Genomic DNA, 25,546 nt, shown 5'->3' on the forward strand with positions numbered 1-25,546 from the left:
AAACGAGAAAAACGCTGAACGTTAATTCAGCGTTTTTTTATCGTTTATAAATAATATCTTCCCACGTATACAACCTTTCAGCAATCCCTAAACGTTGAGCAGGTGTCTCTTTTTTATCTCCTTTTCGAAAAGGAAGACAAAAATTATAATATGTTCTCAGAATTGTTAATGCCATTTGTGAATATTTTGGATAAAAGTTTGCGTAAATATAACTTTTTCCATCACCACGAGCTGTTACGATAGGTCTTTCTAAAACAGATATACGTCTTCGAACAGTTTGAAGGAATTGATTAACGGCATTATCATCAATATTTACTAATAAAGATGCTTGTTGGAAATGAGTTAAATGTGAAATATCCGTTAAAACATCCATTTCTCGATGACCACGATCACTTGTTGGAACTGGATGTTTCATTCGATTGAGTGCGTGCTCAAAATAGATTTCCCCGTTCTCTGATGTTTTTTTACGGTGAAATTCGTGACTGTTTAAAATGTCCTTAATGAAGTATAAGGCAAGTGTCCGTAGGCTTGCTTTTTCATATCCATTTTTTTCTCCCCAATATTTTAGTGATCGAATAGATGAGAAGAAATCTATTTTTGCTTGGTTTCTTGTAATTCCTTTGTCCGTCAAACAAAGCAAATGATGAGCGTCCTTTGCTTTAATTTCCTCTTTAAACACTCTTGCAAATGAGTTGATTAACGATGCATCATCATCCGTAACAAAACGCCATTTTTTTGCTTGGATAGTTTGTTTAATTAACCATAAATGTGCCTTTGTTGTATACCCTGCATTAACGTGTAATCCATCTACATACAACTTTCGCATCCGAACATCTTCTAGTTGCTCTTTATATTCAGCAAATGTTTGTGTATCATTTGCTGTCGGAATTATTGGATAAGCTGAATATTTTCCGTACCGATCATTTTTTCTTTGGAAACTGCTCAAGTGATCTTCCTTATACTTTACAGTGTCTGATTCTATATTATCGAATGAGATATCCCAATCGTACGCAATATCAGCACGAAACACATAATTGGATACTGTGTCCGCTGTTGTGACCACAAATGTAGGCAATTGTTTTTCATCCAAATGCCTACTTGAATTTTTCCCTTGACCCTTTTTCAATACGTTATTCAAAACATAATGGAGTTTATCCGTGTTCAGCCACATTTCATCAAAAGATTTCTTCTCTAGTGCCTTTGTTTCCCTTGTTTCAAGGAACTCCAAACAACAACGATATAACCATTCCAATTTTTGATAGTAAGTTCCTTTGCCAATTTTTAAAATTTCACACGTTCGATTAATGGATGTTTTATTTACTAATTGCGTAGCAAATCTTACAAGGATTTCATTTCTTTGTTGATGATAATTAAGATTTCGAATCTTAGTTGGTAAGACATTTGTATATTTATTGCACGTTTTGCATTGAAACTTTTGAGATTTTGATTTGCTAATCCCTTTTTTCAAAAAATCTTTTGGATTTGTAAAAGGCGTAGAAGCAACTGGGCATCCCTCTTTATGAAATTGATAAGAAGGCTCTAACGGTTTTAAAGAATTAAAACGAACAAGGCGTTCCATCTCTTCTATCAGAGACCAGCTTGAAATCGCTTCTGAATGACAATTTTGAGTCGGTACGTCGTCAGGATCTCTTTTTTCAGGATTACACTTTACACTTTTGCGATTTATATTACCTTCTATTCTGTATCGACTAGGTTTGCCTTTTACATCAAATTTCTGTTGTGGTAAACCAAAATTTTTACATAAGTGATTTGTGCAATGATTCATTTGAATTCCGAACTCTTTACCTTTCCAATGGAAATAAACAGGTTGAAAAGCATACTTGTTTATTTTAAAAGCAAATTTTTTAGGCGTTAGTTTTTCATAGTCTTTAGCTCTTTCTTGAAGTTGTTTTGTTGTAACTGGCGATTCAATTTCTAAAAATGTGTCAGTAGATTCCGTTAATCGTTTATATACAGTCACTCTGCTTCAACCCCAGTTCATTTAACATTCGCTTGTTATTTCTCTTTTCATACGCCCACTTTAAGAAATCTTCGTCTTCCATCAAACTATTGAGTAAGATTTCGACAATATCTTCTTCTGTGTGTTCGCTGAATTCCGAAAAATGCTTTAATATGTTTCGGGAACGTTCGGATATTTGCCAATCCACTTCTTTTCTATTTAATCGTTTTGGATTTATCTTCACCATCACTTTAACCTCCGATTTGAACACCCAATTAGATAGTTAATTCACTCAATTACAATTATAATTGTAATTCTGTTATTTGACCTGTCAATAGTATATCCATTTGAAAAGAAAAATAAACGTAAACCTTGGTATATCAATGAAAAATAGACATTCAATTGTAATGCTAATTGGATGTCTATTTTAGGTTTTATTTGATTAAAAGTGATTCAAAACTGAACGGCTTATGCTTCTTTGCCCGGTTTTTATTACGGAAATTTATGGATGATCGGCCTGTTAAACTAGTGTTCATCAATACCGGGGATTTCCGTTTCAGGTGGACGCTTTCCGCGGGGTGAGCGATGAACCATCACCGCCGCTTACGCGTTCGTTGTGATGGCTAAACTGACTCCGGGGAACGAAGGCTAAGAGCGCCACATCGTGTGGCAACGCCTTCGTGACCAACATCCTGTTTGCCTCCGTCCTGAGTCGCCACCTTTCACTCCAATCAACATGCAAATATGAAGGACAATATGCTTTTGTTGAAGAAAATTGGCACTTTCTTTTGCTAATCCATATGGCAAGCGGAACCAGAGAAAAAATAGATAGTATCTAAAGGTAAAGAAGTGAAGAGATTCCGAAATAGTATATTCGGAATCTAATAAAAGAGTAGGGGAGTATTTTTTCTCTCATTAGCCAAACCAAACACATCATGTCCACACAAATTCCAAGAGGGCGACGGACAAACATCCGCCATAAGATGACCAAAAAAAGTGTAGCTGGAAGTGACGCAGTCACTTCCAGCTACACAATTCCAATGGTAATAGTTATCCGATGTTTCGTCCAAAGCACTCTAGAATTAGGGAAGACATGATGCACTTGAAGGGATTTTGCTCTTTTTCTTATTTTACCTCCGTTAGATTAGATTGTGATTTTATATAATGTTTCCTCTCGGACTATCAAAGGATTATTTACCATCACCAATAAAAATGGAAAAAAGATAAAAGTAAACGTTTCCAATTTACAGAATTTAGTGTACACTTTAATTACAACTGGAATAGGAGGGTTATCTTGGTTAATATTAAAAAAATTGGTATTGTTTTAACTTCTTCCGCGTTATCGCTTGGAATGTTTTCGTCTATGGCCCATGCTTCAACTACAATGAATACGCAACCAGAAAAAGTGCAGATTCAAGTCGCTGCAACAGAAAAAAGTTTCACAAAAAACGATCTAATTAAAAAGCTTCATGATTTGTTTCCAAAAAAGTTTGATTTTTTATCGAATAGTGATTTTTATATGCATAGTGGTCACTTTTATCCCGAAGATGATGGTACGCTACGTTATGATTTATCTTTTCATAAGACAGTAAATGGAAAACAATTGAATGGTAGTGTTACATTTGTTGGTGAAGAATTAGACATTGAGCAATTTTACTACCAGCCATCAGTTGAAAAAGAATCTTTATTCCCTGCAAAGGTTTCAAAAGACGATGCTAGAAAAATTGCAAATGATTTTGTTAAGAAATTTTTTGGGGGATCGGAATATCAGTTAGAAACAGATCCTTTCAATTATTATCCAAGCCAAATACTATCAGAACCAATTCGTTATTCCTTTTCTTTCGCTCGCACAAAAAATCAAATATCCATTCTGGATCAAAGAATAGAAGTGTCTGTTCTAGGGAACGGTGAAATAGTTAGTTTTTATCAAAATCCTATGCAAAAGAAAAATTTTACCTTTGATGATGCAAAACAATTAAAAGATAAAGATGGTATTTTAGAAAAAATCAAAGAAAATCTAACTGTTGATTTACAATACCAAATTAATAACGATTATCGAAGCGATGACCGTAGTGTTCAACTCGTTTATCAACCAACTACTAAATTGAGAGGGGCCAATGCTTCTACAGGAAAATGGCTAACAGCAGATGGATATTCAGAAGAGTTTCCAAAGAATGCAAAAATCGAAATGATTTCAGCTAAACAACTTCCACCAAAACAAAAAGGGATTACATTAGAACAAGCAAAGAAACTTGCAGAACAAATGCTTAAAGTAAAAAGTGATAAAGTTAAATTAAACATTGAATCGGTCGAAGAAGTAAAAAATTATAACGGACAGGCAGTCATTCGCATTCAATATATGTATCGTTATGCGAACAGCGGATCTGGAACAAGTCTTGAAATAGATAAACAAACAGGTGAGATTGTACAATACAATGATATGACAAGCGACCTTCTAGAACAAATTGGTGAGAAAACTAAAAAAGACAAACCAATTTCTGAGAAAGATGCGCGCACTCAAGCTATAAAATATTTAAAGGAATGGGCTCCTTCTCATCTACACAACTACGCAATACCAGTAGAGGAACCTTATTTCGAAGAGAGATTTGGTACTTATAATTTCTCTTTCCCTCGAATTGTAAATGGTATTGTTGTAATGGGTGATCAGCTGAATGTAGGTATAGGCGCTGATGGTACCTTAAAAAGTCTTAATGTCAATTATCAAGATATTGAAAAATGGCCATCCATTGACAAAGCTATTTCAAAAGAAGATGCTAAAGCTATATTGAAAAAGAATTTAAGCTTAGATCTTAATTATATGAAATCAGATAATAAAAAAGAAAATCTTCACTATGATTTAGTGTACTTGCCGACTTTTAATAAAGGCTCTTTTAGTGTTTTAGATGCAAACTCGGGGGAATGGAGCAGCTTATATAATGGAAAGAGTACTTCTACCATTACCCATCCTTGGGCGGAAGAAGAGCTTAATTATCTTATCAATGCTAAAGTTTTAGATATTAAAGATACTAAAAACTTTAATGGAGATGCATCTGTTTCAAAAGGCGAAGCATTAAAAGTTATGATGAATTCCCTTACTTATTTTTATAATAGTTATTATAATGAAACAGAAAATAAGAATCAAACGTTTAAAAATATCGATTCTAAGCACCCTTTATATCAAGTAGTTGAACGTGCGGTTGATGCAGGTATTATAAAAGCAGATAACCAAAACTTCGATTTTGAATCTCCAATTAAAAAAGAAGAACTGGCAGTTTGGTATATCCGAGTTCTAGGATTAGACCAAGCAGCAAGAAATAGTAGTATTTATAAACTAGACTTTGCCGATGCAAATAAAGTAAAACCAGAATATGCTGGTTATGTTGCTTTAGCAAACTCAATGGGATTATTAAAAACCGATCAAAATAACTTTTACCCTGATCGGGATGCGACGTATGCAGAATTGGCGGTTTCAATTATCCTACTAGCTCATGAAATATCTGAAAAAGGAAATAGCCTACGTTATTATTGATAAATAGACAGCATTAGTTTCAAACCCTCTACCGTATGAGAAATAAAACGGTGGAGGGTTTTTGTTTGTCTTGTTTAAGAGATTGTAGTCTTCCAAATAAATAAAAACTTTATCAATATTATTAAAAAGACCTCATGTTTTTTTGTTCTTTCTGTTGCCATTGCACAATATAAATGAGGTATACGATTTTTTAAAGTATCCCTAAAGATGAATATAAAGGAGTCAATCAGCGTGTTTACAAAACTTTTTAAGAAACGTAAATTACAAATCTATGCACCTATCACTGGGGAAATACTTTCACTAGATCAAGTTCCAGATCCTGTCTTTAACCAAAAGATGATGGGTGAAGGAGTTGCAATCATGCCAAAAGGAGGAAGCATCCATTCTCCAATTGACGGCACAGTTATTCTCCTATCAGGAACCAAACATGCAATTGGTCTTCGTTCAAATGATGGGACGCAAATTCTTATTCATATTGGTCTAGAAACGGTTTCTTTAAAAGGACAAGGCTTTACAGTTTTTGTTAATGAGGGTGAACGAGTTTCTATCGGGCAGCTGCTCATAGAAGTAAATTGGGACTTTATTCGAGAACATGCCAGCAGTGTAATAACACCTATTATTATTACGAATAGTGATGAAAGAGAAGTTCAATATGACGTAGCAAAAGATTGCATTATGGGTGAAACAGTTATTATTACTACTTTTTCTAAGTAAAGTTGCAATCGACAAAGAAAAGATAAGGAGGTGACTTTCGAAAAAAACAGATGACGGGAAGACAACTTGAATCGCACTTATATTTTATCTTTTAATTGTTTACTAGAAAAATATGATTAGGAGTTGAGTAACTATGATGAAATATCTACAAAAGCTTGGCCGCTCCTTAATGCTTCCTGTAGCAGTTTTACCTGCAGCGGCAATTTTGATGGGTATCGGATATTGGATTGACCATGATGGATGGGGCTCAGGAAATGTATTAGCAGCATTTCTAATTACAGCAGGGGCTTCAATTATTGACCACATCCCGATTCTATTTGCAGTTGGTATTGCATTTGGGATGGCGAAGGAAAGAGAAGGATCTGCTGCAATAAGTGGTTTAGTAGCTTTCTTAGTTGTAACGACCATGTTATCAACAAATACTGTTGCCTTAATACAAGGAGTCGATCCTGCAAATGTTAGCGCTGCTTTTGGAAAAATTGATAATGCATTTATTGGGATAATTTCTGGAATTATAGCTGCGATTATGTTCAATAGGTATAGTCAAGTGAAGTTACCAGATTTCTTAGCCTTCTTTAGTGGGAAGCGATTTGTACCAATCGTTACTGCAGTTTCGATGTTAGTAGTTTCAGCAGTATTATTCTTTATTTGGCCAATCGTATATGGTTGGTTAGTTTCGTTCGGTGAATCGATTAGTAGTTTGGGTGCAGTAGGTGCAGGGTTATATGGATTCTTTAATCGTCTACTTATTCCTACTGGTTTGCATCACGCTTTAAATGCTGTATTTTGGTTTGATACAATCGGTATTAACGATATTGGGAATTTCTGGGCTAGTAAAGGTGTCAAAGGTGTCACAGGTATGTATCAGGCTGGCTTCTTCCCAATAATGATGTTTGGATTACCAGCAGCGGCACTTGCGATGTATCATACTGCTAAAACAAATAGAAAAAAACAAATTGCTGCTTTAATGTTAGCGGCTGGATTTGCTTCCTTCTTTACTGGTGTTACAGAACCAATTGAATTTGTATTTATGTTCCTAGCTCCAGCACTTTATATTGTGCATGCGGCTTTAACTGGTATTTCCTTATTCATAGCTGCATCTTTCCATTGGACAGCAGGCTTTGGATTTAGTGCAGGGTTTATCGATTACGTTTTAAGTCTGCGTATTCCAATTGCAAATCTACCGCTTATGTTATTACTTCAAGGGTTAGTATTTGGATTGATATACTATTTCTTATTTCGATACTTAATCATTAAATTCGACTTGAAAACACCGGGAAGAGGAGATGAGTCGGAAGAAGAAGATGAAGAAACTGTTCAACATTCGTCTAGTTATAAATTTTCTATCTTGGCAACTAATATTTATGAGGGCTTAGGTGGCGATTCTAACGTTGTTTCTGTTGATTATTGTGCAACACGCTTACGCGTTGAAGTACAAAATATGGATAACGTCGATCAACAGAAAATTAAAGCGACAGGTGTCCCAGGAATTAATGTTATAGGTCCACAAAGTATTCAAGTGATTGTTGGAACAAGTGTCCAATTTGTAGCGGATGAAATAGAAAAAATCCGAAAATAATATTAAGATTGATTAAAAGCTGTTTAATAAGGATAAGTCCTTCATTAAACAGCTTTTTCAATAAGAGTTTTAGGAGTTGTATACTGTGGAAAAAACAATTCTAATTTCAAATGTGACAATAGTGAATCATGATCTTAAATTTGTAAGTGATATATTTCTTAAAGATGGAAAAATCGAGAAAATAGGAACTAATCTGTTGATAGAAGCTAATATACATATTAACGGAACTTCAAGTTATTTGTTTCCTGGTTTTATTGATATGCATATTCACGGTTCAGCTGGCTTTGACACAATGGATGGAACAGAGGAGTCGCTTAGAGGGATGGCTCGTTCATTAGTGAAAGAGGGGACGACTAGTTTTTTACCAACAACGATGACTCAAACAACTACTGTTATAGAGACTGCCTTAGCAAACATAAATCATTTTGAAACTAAGGAAGACGAAGCAGAGGTTTTAGGAATTCATCTAGAAGGTCCTTATATTTCTAAAAAACGTGTTGGAGCACAACCAATTGAACATATTCTTGCCCCTTCCTTAGAACAGTTTAATCGATGGCAACAACTAAGTGGGAATCGTATAAAACAAGTTACCGTCGCACCGGAAGTAACTAATGGTTTTGAATTTGTAGAGACTATTTGTAAGCAGGGGATTATTGTTTCCATAGGACATTCTGATGCTACTTCATCGGAAGTCGAAAAGGCGATTAAGCTAGGTGCAAATCAAGCAACTCATTTATTTAACCAAATGCGTCCTTTTCACCACCGTGAACCAGGTGTTGTTGGTAGTGTTCTAATGGCAGAGGAAATTAGGACGGAGATCATTGCTGACTTTCTTCATAGTCATCCGAATGCAGTAAAAATGGCTTATCGTTTAAAGAGTGCAACCGGAATTATATTGATCACGGATGCGATGCGAGCAAAAGGATTGTCAAACGGCGAATATGACTTAGGTGGACAAACTGTTCAAGTAACAGAACAAGGTGCACATCTTTCGAGTGGAGCTTTAGCTGGAAGTGTACTGAAAATGGATCAAGCGGTTCGCAATATTCGAGATGTTACGGACTGTACTTTCCAAGAGCTTGTAGCGATGTCCTCTACTAATGCTGCTAAACAATTAAAGTTAACGCATAAAGGTTATATAGCGGAAGGTTATGATGCTGATGTTGTTTTGTTAACCAAAAATTTACAAATTTTAAAAACGATTTGTAGTGGGAATATTGTTTTTGAAAATAAAGATTCATAATCCTTAATATAAAGGACACATTAAGATTTAAAGAAAGGATGCGATTTTTATGGACGAAAGTAAATTTGCAAATCTTGATCAGGAGCAGTTGCAAGAACTGAATGAATTGGAAGCTAAACTAGGAGTTACCCTGGTGGCATATGAGATGTCTGAATCCTTTAATAGTATGACCAATGAAATGCCAAATGCTTAAGAATAATATAAACTCTTTTATTAATACTACTTACTCACTATTAATAGAGGAGTTTATTATTTTCAATATTGCTATTTTGAGGGATCTATCTAGTCATTGAAAACCGGATAGATCGCCTATACGTTTATTGACACTCGTTCTCTTAAAACATATTATTTATATAATAGATAGAAAATTCAGTTTTCGTAAAAGGTGGGAGACACTTGTTGAAGAACTTAACAATCGGTTATGCAAAGAAGTTAGATGAGCAAGATGAGTTGGAAATTTATCGGGATGAATTTTATGTACAGCCAGGTGTACTGTATATGGACGGAAACTCTTTAGGGTTATTATCCAAAAGAGCGGAACAATCACTATTAACAATACTCGATTCTTGGAAAAGATATGGAATTGATGGTTGGACGCAAGGCGAGCATCCTTGGTTTTATTTTTCCGAAATGTTAAGTGAAATATGCGCTCCACTTATTGGTGCAGAGAAGGAAGAAGTGATAATAACTGGCTCTACGACAACGAATTTGCATCAATTAATTGCTAGTTTCTATAAACCAACAGGAGCCCGTACTAAAATATTGGCAGATGAATTAAACTTTCCATCTGATTTATATGCAATAAGTAGTCAATTGTCCATGCATGGGTTTAATGCTGAGGACCATATGAAATTTGTGAAAAGTCATGATGGATATATGTTAACCGAGGAAAATATTATAGAAGCAATGACGGATGATGTGGTATTAATTGTCCTACCAAGTGTGTTGTATCGAAGTGGACAGATTTTAAAAATGAAAGCGCTTACCCAAGCGGCGCATGAACGGAATATTTTAATTGGCTTTGATCTATGCCATTCAATTGGCTCTGTTCCACACCAACTAGATGAATGGGATGTTGACTTTGCTTTTTGGTGTAACTACAAACATTTAAATGGTGGACCAGGATCAACCGGTGGATTATATGTGAATCGTAGACACTTTGGACAAAAGCCTGGTCTTGCTGGTTGGTTCGGCTCGGATAAAGAAAAGCAGTTTGATTTAGCAATCGAGTTTACACCGGCATCAGATGCTAGTGCATACCAGATTGGTACACCGAATATATTAAGTGCAGCTCCATTATATGGATCTCTAGAAATGTTTGCAGAAGTCGGGATAGACAGCATTCGTGACAAATCACTAAAGTTAACTGATTATATGATCTTTCTAATAGAAGAAGAGCTAAGTGAATATCAATTTACTATTGCAAATCCACTGGATCACGACCGTCGCGGAGGTCATATTTATTTAGTTCATGAGGAAGCGGCACGAATCTGTAAAGCTTTAAAAGAGCAACAAGTCATCCCAGATTTTCGCTCGCCAAATGGGATTCGGTTAGCACCAGTCGCGTTATATAACTCATTCCAAGATGTTTGGAAAACTGTGCAAATTTTAAAGGAAATAATGCAAGAGGAGTTATATAAAAAGTACGAAAACAAGCGAGATGTTATCGCTTAAAAGGAGGGCTAGAATGTCGAAGGATATTTCAGAAACTCATGATAATTTGAAAAGTGAAAAGGGAATTTATACTGATTTTCAGAATGATATGACGTACGGTGATTATTTGCAATTGGATAGTATTTTGGCAAGTCAAAAACGGTTATCTGGCCATCACGATGAAATGCTATTTATCATTATCCATCAAGTGAGTGAGCTTTGGATGAAGTTGCTATTGCATGAATTAACGAGTGCTATTCAAGCAATTCAAGCGGATAAAATGCAAGCTGCCTTCAAAATGCTTGCGCGTGTAACTAAAATCCAAACGCAAATTATTCAAGCATGGGATGTGTTATCAACTTTAACCCCTGCTGAGTATTTAGAGTTTCGAGATAAACTAGGAAAAGCATCTGGATTTCAATCCTTTCAATACCGTCAAATTGAATTTGCACTCGGTTATAAAACAAAGCATATTCTTAAAATCTATGAAAAAGATACTACGTTATACGAGGAACTTGAGAAAGCATATAACGCACCAAGTATTTACGATGTTGCGATACTTTCATTAGCTAAAGCAGGATTTGATTTGAACCCCATGGTGGTGAACCGGGACTTTTCTGTTACTTACGGAGGAGATGAAACGGTCGCTGCTGCATGGAAAGAAGTATATCAAAACGTGGATAAGTACTGGAATCTATATCAATTAGCAGAAAAACTTGTGGATGTGGAAGATTGGTTGCAGCAATGGCGCTTTCGTCATATGAAAACAGTCGAACGCATAATTGGCTTTAAAAAAGGAACTGGTGGTTCGTCAGGTGTCAATTACTTACGCAAAGTGCTCGATCATCGTTTTTTCCCGGAGTTATGGGATTTGCGAACTAGCTTATAAAGGAGGAAGCCGATGGATAACCGGTGGATTGATATTTCACAACCATTCTCGAATAAAATCGGCACTTGGCCGGGCGACACACCATTTCAATTTGATATAGCCTATTCAAAAGAACAGACTGGTTCGGTCAATATTGGACGATTCACAACAAGCGTGCATACGGGGACACATGCTGATGCACCTTTCCACTTTGACAATGCTGCACCGACAATTGAACAGCTTGACGTCAATATTTATATTGGTCGTGCTAGAGTAGTGGATGTGACAGGGTTTGATTTCATTGGAAAAGAAGAATTGGAAGCATTTGAACTTGATGGGGTGGAACGTTTACTATTAAAAACAACCGAAAAAATAAGCGTAGAGCATTTCCCACCAAAGATTCCCGTATTAAAAGAAAATATTGGAGCTTTCTTGCAAGTAAAAGGAATTTTTTTAATAGGTGTTGATCATCCTTCTGTCGATGCTCTAGACAGTAAAAAATTACCTGCTCATCACTCACTTTATCAACATGGAGTACACATATTAGAAAATTTATTATTACAAGATGTTTCGCCAGGTGATTATGAACTGATTGCACTCCCATTAAAGATAGAAGGGGCAGATGGCAGTCCAGTACGGGCAGTGATTCGACCAATTTAGTAATGGAGAAGGAGGGATGTCTACTTTATACTCCATCCTAAGGTCATACTACTCTACCATCATGATTGTTTCCTTAGTTGTATTAGGTGAAAAACTGTATAGATTATCCCATTCAAATGGTATCCATATTCCTAAATCCTCAATAACCGCATTATTACCACTAATAGGTTGAAATGCTTTGATTATATTGGAAGCATTAATTTCCCAAACATCTTTTTTGAAATTCGTTGGTATAGCTATGATAACTAACATACAAATACATCCCAAAATTATATTTCTATTTTTCATAATACCTTTCCCCTTTCTTTTTAGGCACGCATGTATTACTTTGACTGAAGAAATAATACTCCTCTTAACAATTATTATTGGTTATAAAGCTCTACATATGCATCAATAGAAAATGTAAATTTGACGAAATGGAAAACTATTGTGTATTTTTAATTGAACAAAGGATGAATTGTGAGGTAAGTCATTCCAGATAAATTTATTACCGCTTATACTATGAATAGCGAACAATTCTGGATTAACGACAAGGAGTGATTGTTTTGAAAAAAATAGTTGTAGTAGGTGGAGGAATAACTGGACTTTCTACTATGCATTACTTGCAAAGACTTAAAATAGAAAAAGCATTAAAAGTTGAATTAATTTTAGTAGAAGCAAATGATTATTTAGGTGGTAAAATTCATTCGGTGAAGGAAAAAGATTTTATCATGGAGGTTGGAGCAGATTCGATAGTTGCTCGAAATGAAGGAGTCATGCCTTTGGTAGAGGAGTTACATTTGCAGGATGAACTAGTTTATAATGCAACAGGCATCTCCTATATTTACACAAACAATGAACTGCATGCAATTCCCGCGGATACTGTATTTGGAATACCGACAAGTGAGGAATCTTTGGAAAGTAGCACACTAGTTTCTGATGAAGGAAAAGAAGAAGCGTTAAAAGACTTTGAACTGGTGAATGAAGACTTTACGAAAGAGAGTTCAGTAGGATCTTTTTTAGAGCATTTTTTAGGAAAAGAATTAGTGGAAAAACAAATTGCTCCCGTGTTATCTGGTGTGTACTCTGGAAACCTGGATAAGCTGACAATTGCTTCGACACTTCCATATTTAATAGATTATAAAAATGAACACGGCAGTATTATAAAAGGTTTAGGCGCAAATAAAGCTAAATTTGAAGCTGCGGCAAATAAAAAGTTTATCTCCTTCAAAGGTGGTCTTTCCGCTTTAATTGATCGTTTGGAAAAAGAACTTGGTGAAGCAACAATTATGAAAGGAATTCAAACGAAGAAGGTCCTGAAAAAAGGTGAGCGATACGAGCTTTTATTGTCCAACGGTGAAACAATTGAGGCAGATTATGTTGTGTTGACAACCCCACATAATGTTTCACAAGCAATATTACAAAATGAGGAATTGGACAAAGACTTTAATAAGCTGAAAAACTCTTCACTTATTAGTATTTATCTTGGATTTGATATCCCTGATCATCAGCTTCCAGCAGAGGGAACAGGTTTCATTGTGTCTGAAAATAGCGATGTGAAATGTAATGCCTGCACATGGACAAGTCGTAAATGGAAGCACACATCTGCAAATAGTCATTTGCTTGTTCGAATGTTTTATAAGAGTTCAAATCCAGCGTTTGACAGCATGAAGCATATGAATGAGGAAGAATTGGTTCAAGTTGCATTACAAGATATTGAAAAAAGTTTGAAGTTAAGCGGTAAACCACAAGTGGTGGAAGTAACGAAATGGAACGACCAAATGCCAAATTACCATTTAGAGCATGGCGGAGCGATTAAATCATTAAATGAGAAATTATCCGATGAGCTACCAAATGTAATACTTGCAGGCTGTTCTTATTACGGTGTTGGTATCGGTGCTTGTATTAAAAATGGGAAAGAAACAGCAGAAATGATTTCTAGAAGAATTTTATTATAAATACATTTTTAGGACCAAAATTCTTTTTTGGTCCTTTTTTTGTGGAGAAAATGAAATTGTCGGTGCTTTAGTGAAATTTACATATTTTTTGACTATGATACGATGCGGTTAGGGGGTGTTTTATTGTTAGTGAAAACGCGTTCGGACGAGTATAGTTTTATTGGTTTACGGTTGTTGGATAGACGTTTGCCCGAGATGCATGAGATGAAAGAGCTGATTCATTCAAAATTGCATATGGCGAAGGCCGGGATTTATGGGGAAGTTCGCGTGGACGAGGTATTCCAGAAGTATTCATTTCCATTTGAGTATTTAGTGCTGCATGATGTTAGTTTGGAATCGTTTGGTAAGTTTCAGATCGATACAGTTTTTTTAACTCAATATTTCGCAGTGATTTTGGAGAGTAAGAATATAGGAGGGAAATTGCGCTTTAAACAGAATCCTTCCCAGTTAGAGCGAGAAAATGAGGATGGTAAAGTAGATTTATATGAAAGCCCAGAAGTACAGATTGAACGAAATATATATTTGTTCGATGAATGGATGCGACTGAACGAGGTAAAGATTCCTATTTACGGTGTAATTGTATTAACGAATTCTAAAGTAATGGTCATGGAGCCATGTACGAAATATCCTTTGATTCACCACCAGACAATCCCGGTGTTTTTGAGAAATATTGCTCGCAATAAAGTATGTTTAGAAGTGAATGAGATGCATAAGCTGGCAGAGAAAATCGTTGCGAGTCATCGACCTTATTTTCCTTATCCAATGTGCGAACGCTGGGGCATCAATCCGAATGATCTTCTGACTGGTGTATTTTGTGAGAAGTGTAATATGCATGGAATGGTAAAGAAGAAAAATGGCTGGAACTGTTTACTTTGTGGTCATGTAGACCGACTTGCCCATGAGAAAGCGATCTATGAATGGTTTGTGCTGGTTGGGGAAAGCATTAACAATCGGGAGTGTCGATACTTCCTAGAGTTGGAATCTTATCATATTGTGTCCAGAATACTAAAATCAATGAATCTGAAAGGGAGTGGTACTTCGAAAAACACCCTAATATATAGATGGAAATGGTAAATCGATCAATCTTTCTAGATAATCGATCAATCTCCGACCAGAATCGATCAATGTCTGCCCAATATCGATCAATCTCAGCACATAATCGATCAATCCAAGATCTCTACTACGAAGTATCAAGAAAATTCAAAACATACCTTGACGCTTTAGTGCAATAAAGGTAATATATGTCTAACATAAAAAAACTGAATAGTGAATTCTTATCAAGAGAAGCCGAGGGACTGGCCCTAGGACGCTTCAGCAACCAGCCGTAATGGTCAGGTGCTAAATCCAGCAGACTTGTATAAGTCTGAAAGATGGGAAGGGACGAATATTACAATACTCGTAAAGCCTTCTTTTCATGGAAGGCTTTTTTTGTATTTTAGAGAGGAAGAGAGCAAATGGGTTTACTAGAGAAACTACAAACAAATATGCTAACTGCAGACGGAGCAATGGGGACGCTGCTTTATTCATACGGAATAGATTATTGTAATGAGGAATTAAATATACAGAAGCCTGAAATTATTGAGAAGATTCATCAAGATTATATTGTCGCTGGAGCAGATATTATCCAAACGAATACATACGGTGCGAATGCGATTAAATTAGCAAGGTACGGATTAGAAAATCAAATGAAAGAAATCAATGAAGCGGCGATTACTATTGCAAAAAGAGCTGCTGCACCAGGTGGACAATTTGTGCTTGGTACGATTGGTGGTATACGTGGTATTCGGAAGAGTGATGCTTCCCTAAGTGAAATCATTGCAACACTTAACCAACAAGCTAGTCAACTCTTATCCGGCAACCCAGATGGGCTACTCCTCGAAACCTATTATGATTTTGAGGAGCTTACGGCATCGGTCACGCATTTACGTAAAATGACGGATACACCAATCATTGCTCAAGTATCGATGCATGAACCTGGTATTTTGCAAAATGGTTTATCGTTAAATGATGCATTACATCAGCTTGAATCCCTAGGTGCAGATATTGTTGGAGTTAACTGTCGACTCGGACCACATCACACGATTCAAGCATTTGAGGGAGTAATACTTCCTGAAAAAGCATTTCTCTCAGCATATCCGAATGCGAGCTTGCTCGATATGGAGGATGGACGTATTGTGTACGAATCGGAAGCGGATTATTTTGGGAGGGCAGCGTTATATCTTCGTGATGCAGGTGTTCGGCTGATAGGTGGATGTTGTGGGACTACTCCAAAACATATAGAAGCAGTGAAAAAAAGAATTGCCAACTTACCACCAATTACAAATAAAACCGTCACACCTAAAAAGCCAATAATCATTCAAGAACCAGAGCCAACAATCAATAAACCTCTACATGAAAAAGCGAGAACGGAAAGAACGGTTATTGTGGAACTGGATACACCGCGTCATTTGGACACGACCACTTTCATAGAGGGAGCGGAGAAACTATATGCTGCTGGAATTGATGCAGTCACAATGGCAGATAATTCACTTGCCTCACCGCGAATTAGTAATATGGCAATGGGATCAATGCTGAAATTCCAAAACAATATACGCCCACTTGCACATATTACTTGTCGTGATCGGAACTTAATTGGCTTGCAATCTCATTTAATGGGTCTTGATGCGCTTGGAATTCATGATATTTTAGCCGTAACTGGAGATCCAACAAAAATTGGAGACTTTCCAGGAGCAACAAGCGTTTATGACGTTTCTAGTTTAGAGTTACTTCAATTAATTAAACAATTAAATGAAGGTATTTCATTTTCAGGAAAATCGCTTCGAAAAAAAGCAAATTTCTCAGTAGCAGCAGCATTCAATCCGAACGTTCGCGTACTTGATCGCGCAGTAAAACGTCTAGAGAAAAAAATCGAGTGCGGAGCTGACTATTTCATCACGCAACCAGTCTATACAAAAGAAAAAATTCAAGAAATATATGAAGCAACCAAACATTTGTCCACACCAATTTTCATCGGGATTATGCCACTGACAAACAGCCGAAATTCAGAGTTCTTGCACAATGAAGTGCCTGGTATCAAGTTATCAGATGAAGTGCTTGAACGTATGCGTGCTTGTGGAGAAGATAAAGAGCGTTCTACAGTAGAAGGCATACAAATTGCAAAAGAACTGATTGATACTGCAACCGAATTATTTAACGGAATTTACATCATTACGCCGTTTTTCCGTTACGATATGACACTTGAATTAATTCAACATATTAAAGAGATTGATGAAAAGAAAGTGAGAGAAATCAACTATGTCCAAACATCTAATTGAACAACAGCTTCAAAATAGAATACTTATCATTGACGGTGCGATGGGTACGATGATACAAAATGCGAATCTTTCTCCAGAAGATTTTGGTGGGGAAGAATATGACGGTTGTAATGAGTACTTGAACATTGTGAATCCAGAAGTCATTGAACGAATTCACCGTGAATATTTAGAAGCGGGTGCTGACATCATTTGCACAAATACCTTTGGTGGTACTCCTGTCGTGTTGAATGAATATAATCTTGGAAACGAAGCATATAATATTAATTTCCAAGCAGCGCAAATTGCTAAAAAATGCACAGCTGCATTCTCTACACCTGATTGGCCACGTTTTGTAGCAGGAGCAATTGGACCGACGACAAAAACATTGTCAGTTACAGGCGGTATTACATTTGATGAATTGACGCACGACTTTTACATACAAGCGAAAGCTTTGGTCGAAGGCGGTTCTGATGTGATCTTACTAGAAACGAGTCAAGATATGTTGAACGTCAAAGCAGCAACAATTGGAATAAAACAAGCGTTTAGTGAAACAGGTAAAGAACTTCCGATAATGATTTCAGGAACAATCGAGCCTATGGGTACGACACTTGCTGGCCAAAGCATAGAAGCATTCTACATTTCGATTGAACATATTAAACCACTTTCAGTGGGGCTTAATTGTGCAACAGGGCCTGAATTTATGACGGATCATATTCGATCCCTTTCCGAGTTGTCGGATGGATATGTGAGCTGTTATCCGAATGCAGGATTACCCGATGAAGAAGGACATTATCATGAATCTCCCGAATCACTTTCGAAAAAATTAAGAGGTTTTGCGGAAAAAGGTTGGTTAAATATTGTGGGTGGGTGTTGCGGAACAACTCCTCCACACATTCGAGCAGTTCGAGAAGCAGTGAAAGATATTGCTCCGCGGAAACGAACGGAAACCGTACATGGTCATGTCGTGTCTGGAATCGAGCCGCTACTGTATGATGATTCGATGCGCCCGCTTCTTATAGGAGAGCGTACGAATGTAATTGGTTCACGAAAGTTCAAGAGACTTATTGTGGAAGAAAAATTTGAAGAAGCTTCGGAAATAGCACGTGCACAAGTAAAAGGTGGTGCGCATGTTATTGATATTTGTCTTGCGAATCCAGACCGCGACGAGCTAGCGGATATGACAAATTTCATGAAAGAAGTTGTAAAAAAAGTAAAAGTGCCGCTTGTCATTGATTCTACTGATGAAAATGTGATTGAAGAAGCATTGAAGTATTCGCAAGGAAAAACAATTATTAACTCGATTAACTTAGAAGATGGAGAAGAACGATTCGATGCTGTTATGCCACTTGTTAAAAAATATGGTGCAGCAGTAGTTGTTGGAACGATAGATGAAGTTGGAATGGCTGTCACTCGTGAAAGAAAGCTGGAAATCGCAGAGCGTTCCTATGATTTACTCGTAAATAAATGGGGAATTGCCCCTGAAGATATTATTTTTGATCCATTAGTTTTCCCAGTAGGAACAGGAGACCAACAATATATTGGTTCCGCGGTAGAAACAATTGAAGGAATACGTTTAATAAAAGAAAAAATGCCGCGCACATTGACTATTTTAGGAGTAAGTAATGTATCATTCGGTCTTCCACCGGTCGGAAGAGAGGTGCTTAATGCAGTTTATTTGTATCACTGCACACAAGCGGGTCTTGATTATGCTATCGTAAACACAGAAAAGCTAGAGCGATATGCTTCTATTCCAGAGCAAGAAATTGCAATGGCTAACGAGCTTTTATTTACAACAACGGATAAAACACTTGCTGATTTTACGGATTTTTACCGGGATAAAAAGAAAGAAAAGACAGAAGCGGATATTCCGAAAACAGTTCCCGAACGCCTTGCATATTACATTATTGAGGGAACGAAGGAAGGGCTTATCCCTGATTTGGAGGCAGCACTTCAGATGTATGACACTCCATTAGATGTCATTAATGGGCCATTGATGGCGGGAATGTCTGAGGTAGGGCGTCTTTTCAATGATAATCAATTAATCGTAGCGGAAGTGCTTCAAAGTGCAGGTGTGATGAAGGCATCTGTTGCTTACCTCGAACAGTTCATGGAAAAGAAAGAGGATGACTCTGGAAAAGGGAAAATTATTCTTGCAACTGTTAAAGGCGATGTACATGATATAGGGAAGAACTTAGTCGATATTATTTTAAGTAATAACGGATATAAAGTAATAGATGTTGGCATTAAGGTAACTCCAGCGACACTAATTGAAATCATTCGAAAAGAAAAACCGGATATCGTTGGGCTTTCTGGGTTACTTGTTAAGTCTGCTCAACAAATGGTTATTACGGCGCAAGATTTTAAAGAAGCTGGAATTAATGTACCTATGCTCGTTGGAGGAGCAGCATTATCGAGACGTTTTACAGAGACAAAAATTTCTGCTGAATATGATGGGCCCGTATTATATGCAAAAGATGCAATGCAAGGACTGGATCTTGCAAATCGTTTGCAAAACGACGAAGATAAAACCGTCTTATTAGAGGAACTTAATATACAACAAGAAAAAAGAAAAATAGCAGAGGCAAATCGAGCTTCAAAATCAGCTGTTGCAGTTCTAACGAAGCCTATAAAAACGGTGCGTGAAGATGTCCAAGTATACAAACCAAAAGACTTACGTCGACATGTTTTGAAAGATTATTCTGTCTCGCATTTATACCCATATGTTAATATGCGGACGCTTATTGGGCATCATTTAGGACTAAAAGGGTATAGTGAAAAATTATTGGAACAAGGGGATGACCGTGCCGTAGAATTACATGAACTTGTAACGGAGTTTCTAGGGGCAGGCATATTAAAACCATCAGGCATATATCAATTCTTTCCAGCTCAATCCGATGGCGATGATGTGATAATTTACGATCCGATTGATGCGAAAACAGAAATAGAAAGATATACATTTCCGCGCCAATCCGTAGACCCATATCTATGTTTGGCGGACTATTTAAAATCCGTAGATAGCGGAGAAATGGATTATGTTGCATTTATGCTAGTAACAGCTGGACACGGGGTTCGTGAAGCAGCAAACAAACTAAAAGAACAAGGAAAATTTTTAGAGAGTCACGCATTGCAAGCCACGGCTCTAGAGCTAGCGGAAGGCTTTGCCGAACGAATTCACCAAGAAATCCGTGATCAATGGGGATTCCCCGATGCAACCGATTTTACAATGCGCGACCGATTTGCAGCAAAGTATCAAGGTCAACGATTCTCTTTCGGTTACCCTGCTTGTCCAAATTTAGACGACCAAGGAAAACTATTTGGACTTATTAAACCGGAAGACATCGGTGTGCAATTAACCGAGGAATTCATGATGGAGCCAGAAGCATCCGTTTCTGCAATCGTCTTTGCCCATCCGGATGCGAGATACTTTGTCGTGGACTAATAAAAAGTTACATTAATATGGAGAATCGATCAATCATCTGGAATAATCGATCAATCTCTTGGTAGAATCGATCAATCTCTCCGCGAAATCGATCAATCTTTTGGTATAATCGATCAATCTCTCCGCAGAATCGATCAATCTCACTTCTCGCTAAAGAAAATACACCGCCAACAGATAGCCTATCTGTGAGCGGTGTATTTTATATTTTTCACTCTTTTTAATTGAGCAACGATGATAATACTAATGATGACTAGTAGAAACCACGAACTAATTTTCCCAATAGGAACGAGTGACCACGTGGCTTCCTGGTTTGGATATTGCCATGCCCCGAAGAATGTGGTGATATTTTCGGCAATCCAAATAAAGAAACCAATCAATAGAAAAGAGAGAATCATAGGCATTTTATAGATTATCTTATTAATTTCAAAAGTGACAAATGTCTTTAAAAAAATTATAAGAAGCAAACCCTTTAATACCCAACGAATATCGTACGTAAAATGGTGCGTAAAGAAATTTAAGTAAATCAGGACACTAATGCCAACTGCGAAAAATGATTTTGGCCAGTTGTAAATGTGCAAATCAAAATGCCGCCAACTTTGACAAATGTAACTAGCAACGCTCGCATACATAAATCCACTATACAATGGAACTCCGAAAAACTTGCTATACGCTTCCTCTGGATATGCCCATGAACCCATATGTACTTTATATAACTCAAGTGCCAAGCCAATTATGTGGAATAAACAAATAACCTTGAACTCATCTAGAGTCTCTAATTTGGAAACGAGCATAAATATTTGAGCTGCAATACAAATAAATAAAATAAAATCATAGCGAGATAAAAAAGGAATGCTAATAAATTTTGATAAAGCAAGTGCTGCAAAAATGATGACTGGAAAAATGCAAGAAATTGCTTGTAAATACACGAATCGTATAAAGTTCCTCATAAAAGCCAACTCCTGCTTTTTTTTATATGGACGAAATTAGCTTTTATAAGTTTCTTAAACATTTCTTGACTACGTCTTAGGTCTTATTCATTTTCCTTCTCTAGCCTGTGTGGAAAAAGTTTCAAATAGGGGATGATTTAAATAGCAGATTAGGGGGCAAAATGTTTCCTGTGAACGGGGTGAAGGAAATCGAGAATACCATTTATATTATATTAAGTAATACTGGTACATTATTTTCAAAAGCAATAGGTATGTATACGAGGAAAGGTTTAAATCATACATCTATTGCTTTCGATGAGCAGCTGAATGAGATGTATAGTTTCGGACGGAAAAATAAGCATAATCCCTTTATTGGAGGATTCATTAGGGAAGATGCAACAAGTGAGCTTTTTAATCGTGCTACCTGTGCAATTTATAAGTGCCAAGTGAGTTCACGTGAATTTAAGCAAATGAAGAATAAAATCCGACTAATGGAACAGCAAAAAGAGCTATATAAATATAATTTAATCGGATTATTTGGCTTAGTAATGAATATGAAAATCGAACGAGAGCATGCTTTTTTCTGTTCGCAATTTGTTGCCACTATTATGAATGAATCCAAATCAGCTAAATTAAATGTTGCTCCCTACCTTGTTCAACCTCATCATTTCGAACAACTTCCGATGTTAAAACTTATGTACAAGGGGCAGCTACAAACCTATATTTTTAGTAAACGTGGGAGTGAGGAGCCAATACAAGTTAGTGCTTGGGAAAAATATGCATTTCAAATGCAACCTTAAACGAATGCTGGAATATTTACTTTCCGATCTGGACATTATGTAGAAGAGTTTAAATTTATATAATGTATAGGAGGAAGAAAGTTGACAAAGGATCAATCCAACTATGAAACGAATTTGGAAAATGAGGATACGTTAACAAATAGACAAGGCCATCCAATTACGAACAATCAAAATATAAGAACAGTAGGAAACAGAGGACCTGCTACACTTGAAAATTATGATTTCATCGAAAAAATTAGCCATTTTGATAGAGAAAGAATTCCTGAACGAGTCGTGCATGCTCGAGGTGCAGGGGCTCACGGTTATTTCGAAGCATATGGGGCAGCTGGTGATGAAGATATTTCCAAATATACTCGGGCAAAACTGTTTCAAGAAAAAGGGAAACAGACCCCTGTTTTCGTTCGTTTTTCTTCTGTAATACATGGGGGACATTCGCCGGAAACATTACGAGATCCTCGTGGATTTGCAGTAAAGTTTTATACAGAGGATGGCAACTGGGATTTGGTCGGGAATAACTTAAAGATTTTCTTTATTCGAGATGCGATGAAATTTCCAGATATGATCCATGCATTTAAGCCAGATCCTATTACAAATATTCAAGATTCCGAACGTTTTTTTGATTTTTGTGCAAGTTCTCCTGAATCCTTTCATATGGTTACGTTTATCTATTCTCCATGGGGCATTCCTGCAAACTATCGAATGATGCAAGGCTCTGGAGTAAATACGTACAAATGGGTGAATAAACATGGAAAAGCAGTTCTAGTAAAATACCACTGGGAACCGATGCAAGGTATTCGGAACTTAACACAAAAAGAAGCAGAAGAAATACAATCTAAAAACTTTAATCATGCAACGCAGGATTTATATGATGCTATTGAAAAAGGTGATTTTCCAGAGTGGGAGCTTCTTGTTCAAATAATGAGCGATGACGACCACCCTGAACTTGATTTCGATCCACTTGATGATACGAAGCTTTGGCCAGAAGATCAATTTCCATGGAAGGCTGTTGGGAAAATGGTGTTAAACAGAAACCCAGAAGATTATTTTATGGAAGTGGAGCAAGTTGCATTTGGAACTGGAGTGCTAGTTGACGGCCTAGATTTTTCTGATGATAAAATGCTACAAGGACGAACATTTTCATACTCCGATACACAGAGACACCGTGTAGGAGCGAATTATTTACAACTACCAATTAATACACCGAAAAAAAGAGTTGCAACTAATCAAAGTGGTGGACAAATGGCATATAAGCAAGACAGAGCTCCGTACCAAAATCCGCATATTAATTACGAACCTTCTATATTAGATGGGTTACAAGAGGCAGAGCAACTTGGTGAAGAATATACACCAATGATTAAAGGAAATTTAGTAAGACAATCTATTGACAGGGAAAATAACACAAAGCAAGCTGGAGAAACATACCGTAATTTTGAACAATGGGAAAAAACCGAACTCATTTCTAACCTTGTAAATGACCTGTCTAATTGCGATAAAAGAATTCAAGAAAAAATAATTGTATTAGCTGAAGAAGCAGATGCAGAGTATGGTCTTCATTTACGGGAAGGTTTAGCACGAGCCAAAAAAGGTGGATCGACCAATAAGCCTCTCGGCAATCGAGAAGGCGACGAAGCGACTAAAGAAGCAATTGAAAAGAGCGATGAGGCAGAACCATACTAAAAACTTAGCCTCACTTTCTTACGTATTGGAAAGTGAGGTTTTACTACTTTTGAAATTAGGAATTTCAGAAAATCCCGGAGTATCTCAGAAAATCCCGGGAGTATCTCAGAAAATCTCAGAGTATCTCAGAAAATCTCAGAGTATCTCAGAAAATCCCGGGAGTATCTCAGAAAATCTCAGAGTATCTCAGAAAATCCCGGAGTATCTCAGAAAATCCCGGAGTATCTCAGAAAATCTCGGAGTATCTCAGAAAATCTCAGAGTATCTCAGAAAATCCCGGAGTATCTCAGAAAATCTCAGAGTATCTCAGAAAATCTCAGAGTATCTCAGAAAATCCCGGAGTATCTCAGAAAATCTCAGAGTATCTCAGAAAATCTCAGAGTATCTCAGAAAATCTCGGAGTATCTCAGAAAATCTCAGAGTATCTCAGAAAATCCCGGGAGTATCTCAGAAAATCTCCAGCGAAGCAAAGTATCTTTATTTCACTACTTATATGTTATCGGTGTTCTATTTAATGTAAAGCAAATTAGTGTAAAATTAGAAGATAGATCTTAAGGAGTTGTTGGCTATGAGTATGCTTATTTTTATTGCTATCTCATTGATCGTAATGGTTGTTGTTGCTTTTGTTGCAATCGGAATATATTTTTTATTCAAGATAGCGAAGAAATAAAAAATGTGACTCAAAAAAAGAAGTCATGTTTTTTAGTTAAAGGGGGATTTGAAATGAAACATGTTTGCTTAATTGGTGGAACGGGAATGTTAGCAGAAGTTACAAAGTGGTATGCTGATAATAATCACATTGTTTCGGTAGTAGCAAGGAATGAAGAAAAAATGAACCAATTAAAAAACTCTTGTTCCAACCCTGAAAATATTAAAGAGGTCTATGTCGATTATCGAGATTTGGCTAAATTCCAAGAGTCTCTTAAGCAAAATATAAATAGATATGGTACATTTTCGGAAGCTATTATTTGGATACATTCGGATGGACTAATAGCTCTTCCTGTTATATTTGAATTGCTAGAGGAAAAGAGTGCCGTTTGGCAAATACTTGGCAGTAAAGCAAATGCTAAAGCCTTCAGAAACCAATATCAACCCTCCCAAAATGTTACATATAATTTGATACAACTAGGTTTTATTAGACAAAATAATAGTCATAGATGGTTAACGAATACTGAAATAGCAGATGGAGTTATACGATCTATTATTTCGGGTAGAGCCTATAATTTAATCGGAGAAAAGTAGAGAGAGCATGACTTTTAAAAGTCATG

General features: G+C 36.6%; 19 protein-coding genes and 1 riboswitch. Of the genes, 15 read left to right on the top strand and 4 right to left on the bottom strand.

What is annotated here, in order from left to right:
• Positions 1-37 precede the first annotated feature (37 nt).
• Positions 38-1,981 (bottom strand): insertion element protein, encoded by a 1,944-nt coding sequence (locus ACTSKG_RS16065; protein WP_464755554.1) that lies wholly within the window; start codon positions 1,979-1,981, stop codon positions 38-40.
• Positions 1,968-2,207 carry a hypothetical protein gene (locus tag ACTSKG_RS16070; RefSeq protein WP_464755555.1) on the bottom strand — a complete coding sequence of 80 codons (240 nt, stop codon included), beginning with the start codon at positions 2,205-2,207 and terminating at the stop codon, positions 1,968-1,970. The genes ACTSKG_RS16065 and ACTSKG_RS16070 overlap by 14 nt, the downstream gene beginning before the upstream one ends.
• Positions 2,208-3,254: 1,047 nt before the next feature.
• Here ACTSKG_RS16070 and ACTSKG_RS16075 point away from each other — a divergent pair.
• The 8 genes from ACTSKG_RS16075 to kynB all read left to right on the top strand — a co-directional run bounded on the left by ACTSKG_RS16075 (position 3,255) and on the right by kynB (position 12,206).
• Positions 3,255-5,489 carry a YcdB/YcdC domain-containing protein gene (locus ACTSKG_RS16075; RefSeq protein ID WP_464755556.1) on the top strand — a complete coding sequence of 745 codons (2,235 nt, stop codon included), beginning with the start codon at positions 3,255-3,257 and terminating at the stop codon, positions 5,487-5,489.
• 231 nt (positions 5,490-5,720) lie between these two features.
• Positions 5,721-6,203, top strand: a complete 483-nt coding sequence (locus tag ACTSKG_RS16080) for a PTS sugar transporter subunit IIA (protein ID WP_464755557.1) — start codon at positions 5,721-5,723, stop codon at positions 6,201-6,203.
• 133 nt (positions 6,204-6,336) lie between these two features.
• Positions 6,337-7,782, top strand: a complete 1,446-nt coding sequence (gene nagE / locus ACTSKG_RS16085; protein ID WP_464755558.1) for an N-acetylglucosamine-specific PTS transporter subunit IIBC — start codon at positions 6,337-6,339, stop codon at positions 7,780-7,782.
• Between the two features lie 85 nt (positions 7,783-7,867).
• The gene (gene nagA / locus ACTSKG_RS16090; RefSeq protein ID WP_464755559.1) at positions 7,868-9,025 is read left to right on the top strand and encodes an N-acetylglucosamine-6-phosphate deacetylase; all 1,158 of its coding nucleotides are present in this window, start codon (positions 7,868-7,870) and stop codon (positions 9,023-9,025) included.
• Positions 9,026-9,074: 49 nt separating this feature from the next.
• Positions 9,075-9,218 (top strand): hypothetical protein, encoded by a 144-nt coding sequence (locus tag ACTSKG_RS16095; protein ID WP_464755560.1) that lies wholly within the window; start codon positions 9,075-9,077, stop codon positions 9,216-9,218.
• Between the two features lie 203 nt (positions 9,219-9,421).
• A complete protein-coding gene (kynU, locus tag ACTSKG_RS16100; protein WP_464755561.1) occupies positions 9,422-10,699 on the top strand; it encodes a kynureninase in 1,278 nt (425 codons plus the stop codon).
• A gap of 13 nt (positions 10,700-10,712) precedes the next feature.
• Complete coding sequence (kynA, locus tag ACTSKG_RS16105) at positions 10,713-11,567, top strand: tryptophan 2,3-dioxygenase (protein WP_464755562.1); 855 nt, start codon at positions 10,713-10,715, stop codon at positions 11,565-11,567.
• Positions 11,568-11,579: 12 nt separating this feature from the next.
• Positions 11,580-12,206: an arylformamidase gene (kynB, locus tag ACTSKG_RS16110; protein ID WP_464755563.1), complete on the top strand. Its 627-nt coding sequence runs from the start codon at positions 11,580-11,582 to the stop codon at positions 12,204-12,206.
• Between the two features lie 48 nt (positions 12,207-12,254).
• On the opposite strand, the gene ACTSKG_RS16115 is transcribed toward kynB, so the two are convergent.
• Positions 12,255-12,458 (bottom strand): hypothetical protein, encoded by a 204-nt coding sequence (locus ACTSKG_RS16115; protein ID WP_464755564.1) that lies wholly within the window; start codon positions 12,456-12,458, stop codon positions 12,255-12,257.
• A 293-nt stretch (positions 12,459-12,751) separates the two neighbouring features.
• Here ACTSKG_RS16115 and ACTSKG_RS16120 point away from each other — a divergent pair, with 293 nt between their 5' ends.
• The 4 genes from ACTSKG_RS16120 (at position 12,752) to metH (ending at position 20,875) form a co-directional block, all read left to right on the top strand.
• Positions 12,752-14,143, top strand: a complete 1,392-nt coding sequence (locus ACTSKG_RS16120; RefSeq protein WP_464755565.1) for a protoporphyrinogen oxidase — start codon at positions 12,752-12,754, stop codon at positions 14,141-14,143.
• 129 nt (positions 14,144-14,272) lie between these two features.
• Positions 14,273-15,217, top strand: coding sequence for a nuclease-related domain-containing protein (locus tag ACTSKG_RS16125; RefSeq protein ID WP_464758053.1), 945 nt, complete (start codon positions 14,273-14,275; stop codon positions 15,215-15,217).
• A 197-nt stretch (positions 15,218-15,414) separates the two neighbouring features.
• Positions 15,415-15,520: riboswitch (SAM riboswitch) on the top strand.
• Between the two features lie 77 nt (positions 15,521-15,597).
• Positions 15,598-17,457 carry a bifunctional homocysteine S-methyltransferase/methylenetetrahydrofolate reductase gene (locus ACTSKG_RS16130; protein ID WP_464755566.1) on the top strand — a complete coding sequence of 620 codons (1,860 nt, stop codon included), beginning with the start codon at positions 15,598-15,600 and terminating at the stop codon, positions 17,455-17,457.
• Positions 17,438-20,875 (top strand): methionine synthase, encoded by a 3,438-nt coding sequence (gene metH / locus ACTSKG_RS16135; protein WP_464755567.1) that lies wholly within the window; start codon positions 17,438-17,440, stop codon positions 20,873-20,875. Before ACTSKG_RS16130 ends, metH begins: the two co-directional genes overlap by 20 nt.
• 179 nt (positions 20,876-21,054) lie before the next feature.
• On the opposite strand, the gene ACTSKG_RS16140 is transcribed toward metH, so the two are convergent.
• On the bottom strand, positions 21,055-21,831 hold the full coding sequence (locus tag ACTSKG_RS16140) for a DUF817 domain-containing protein (protein ID WP_464755568.1): 777 nt from the start codon (positions 21,829-21,831) through the stop codon (positions 21,055-21,057).
• A 152-nt stretch (positions 21,832-21,983) separates the two neighbouring features.
• On the opposite strand from ACTSKG_RS16140, the gene ACTSKG_RS16145 reads away from it, so the two are divergent.
• The 3 genes from ACTSKG_RS16145 to ACTSKG_RS16155 all read left to right on the top strand — a co-directional run bounded on the left by ACTSKG_RS16145 (position 21,984) and on the right by ACTSKG_RS16155 (position 25,520).
• Positions 21,984-22,601: a hypothetical protein gene (locus ACTSKG_RS16145; protein WP_464755569.1), complete on the top strand. Its 618-nt coding sequence runs from the start codon at positions 21,984-21,986 to the stop codon at positions 22,599-22,601.
• An 81-nt stretch (positions 22,602-22,682) separates the two neighbouring features.
• Entirely contained in the window at positions 22,683-24,278 is a 1,596-nt protein-coding gene (locus ACTSKG_RS16150; RefSeq protein ID WP_464755570.1) for a catalase, read from the top strand.
• A gap of 723 nt (positions 24,279-25,001) precedes the next feature.
• Complete coding sequence (locus ACTSKG_RS16155) at positions 25,002-25,520, top strand: Rossmann-fold NAD(P)-binding domain-containing protein (RefSeq protein ID WP_464755571.1); 519 nt, start codon at positions 25,002-25,004, stop codon at positions 25,518-25,520.
• The last annotated feature ends 26 nt before the right edge of the window (positions 25,521-25,546 follow it).

It is taken from the genome of Psychrobacillus syltrankelensis (assembly GCF_055454035.1).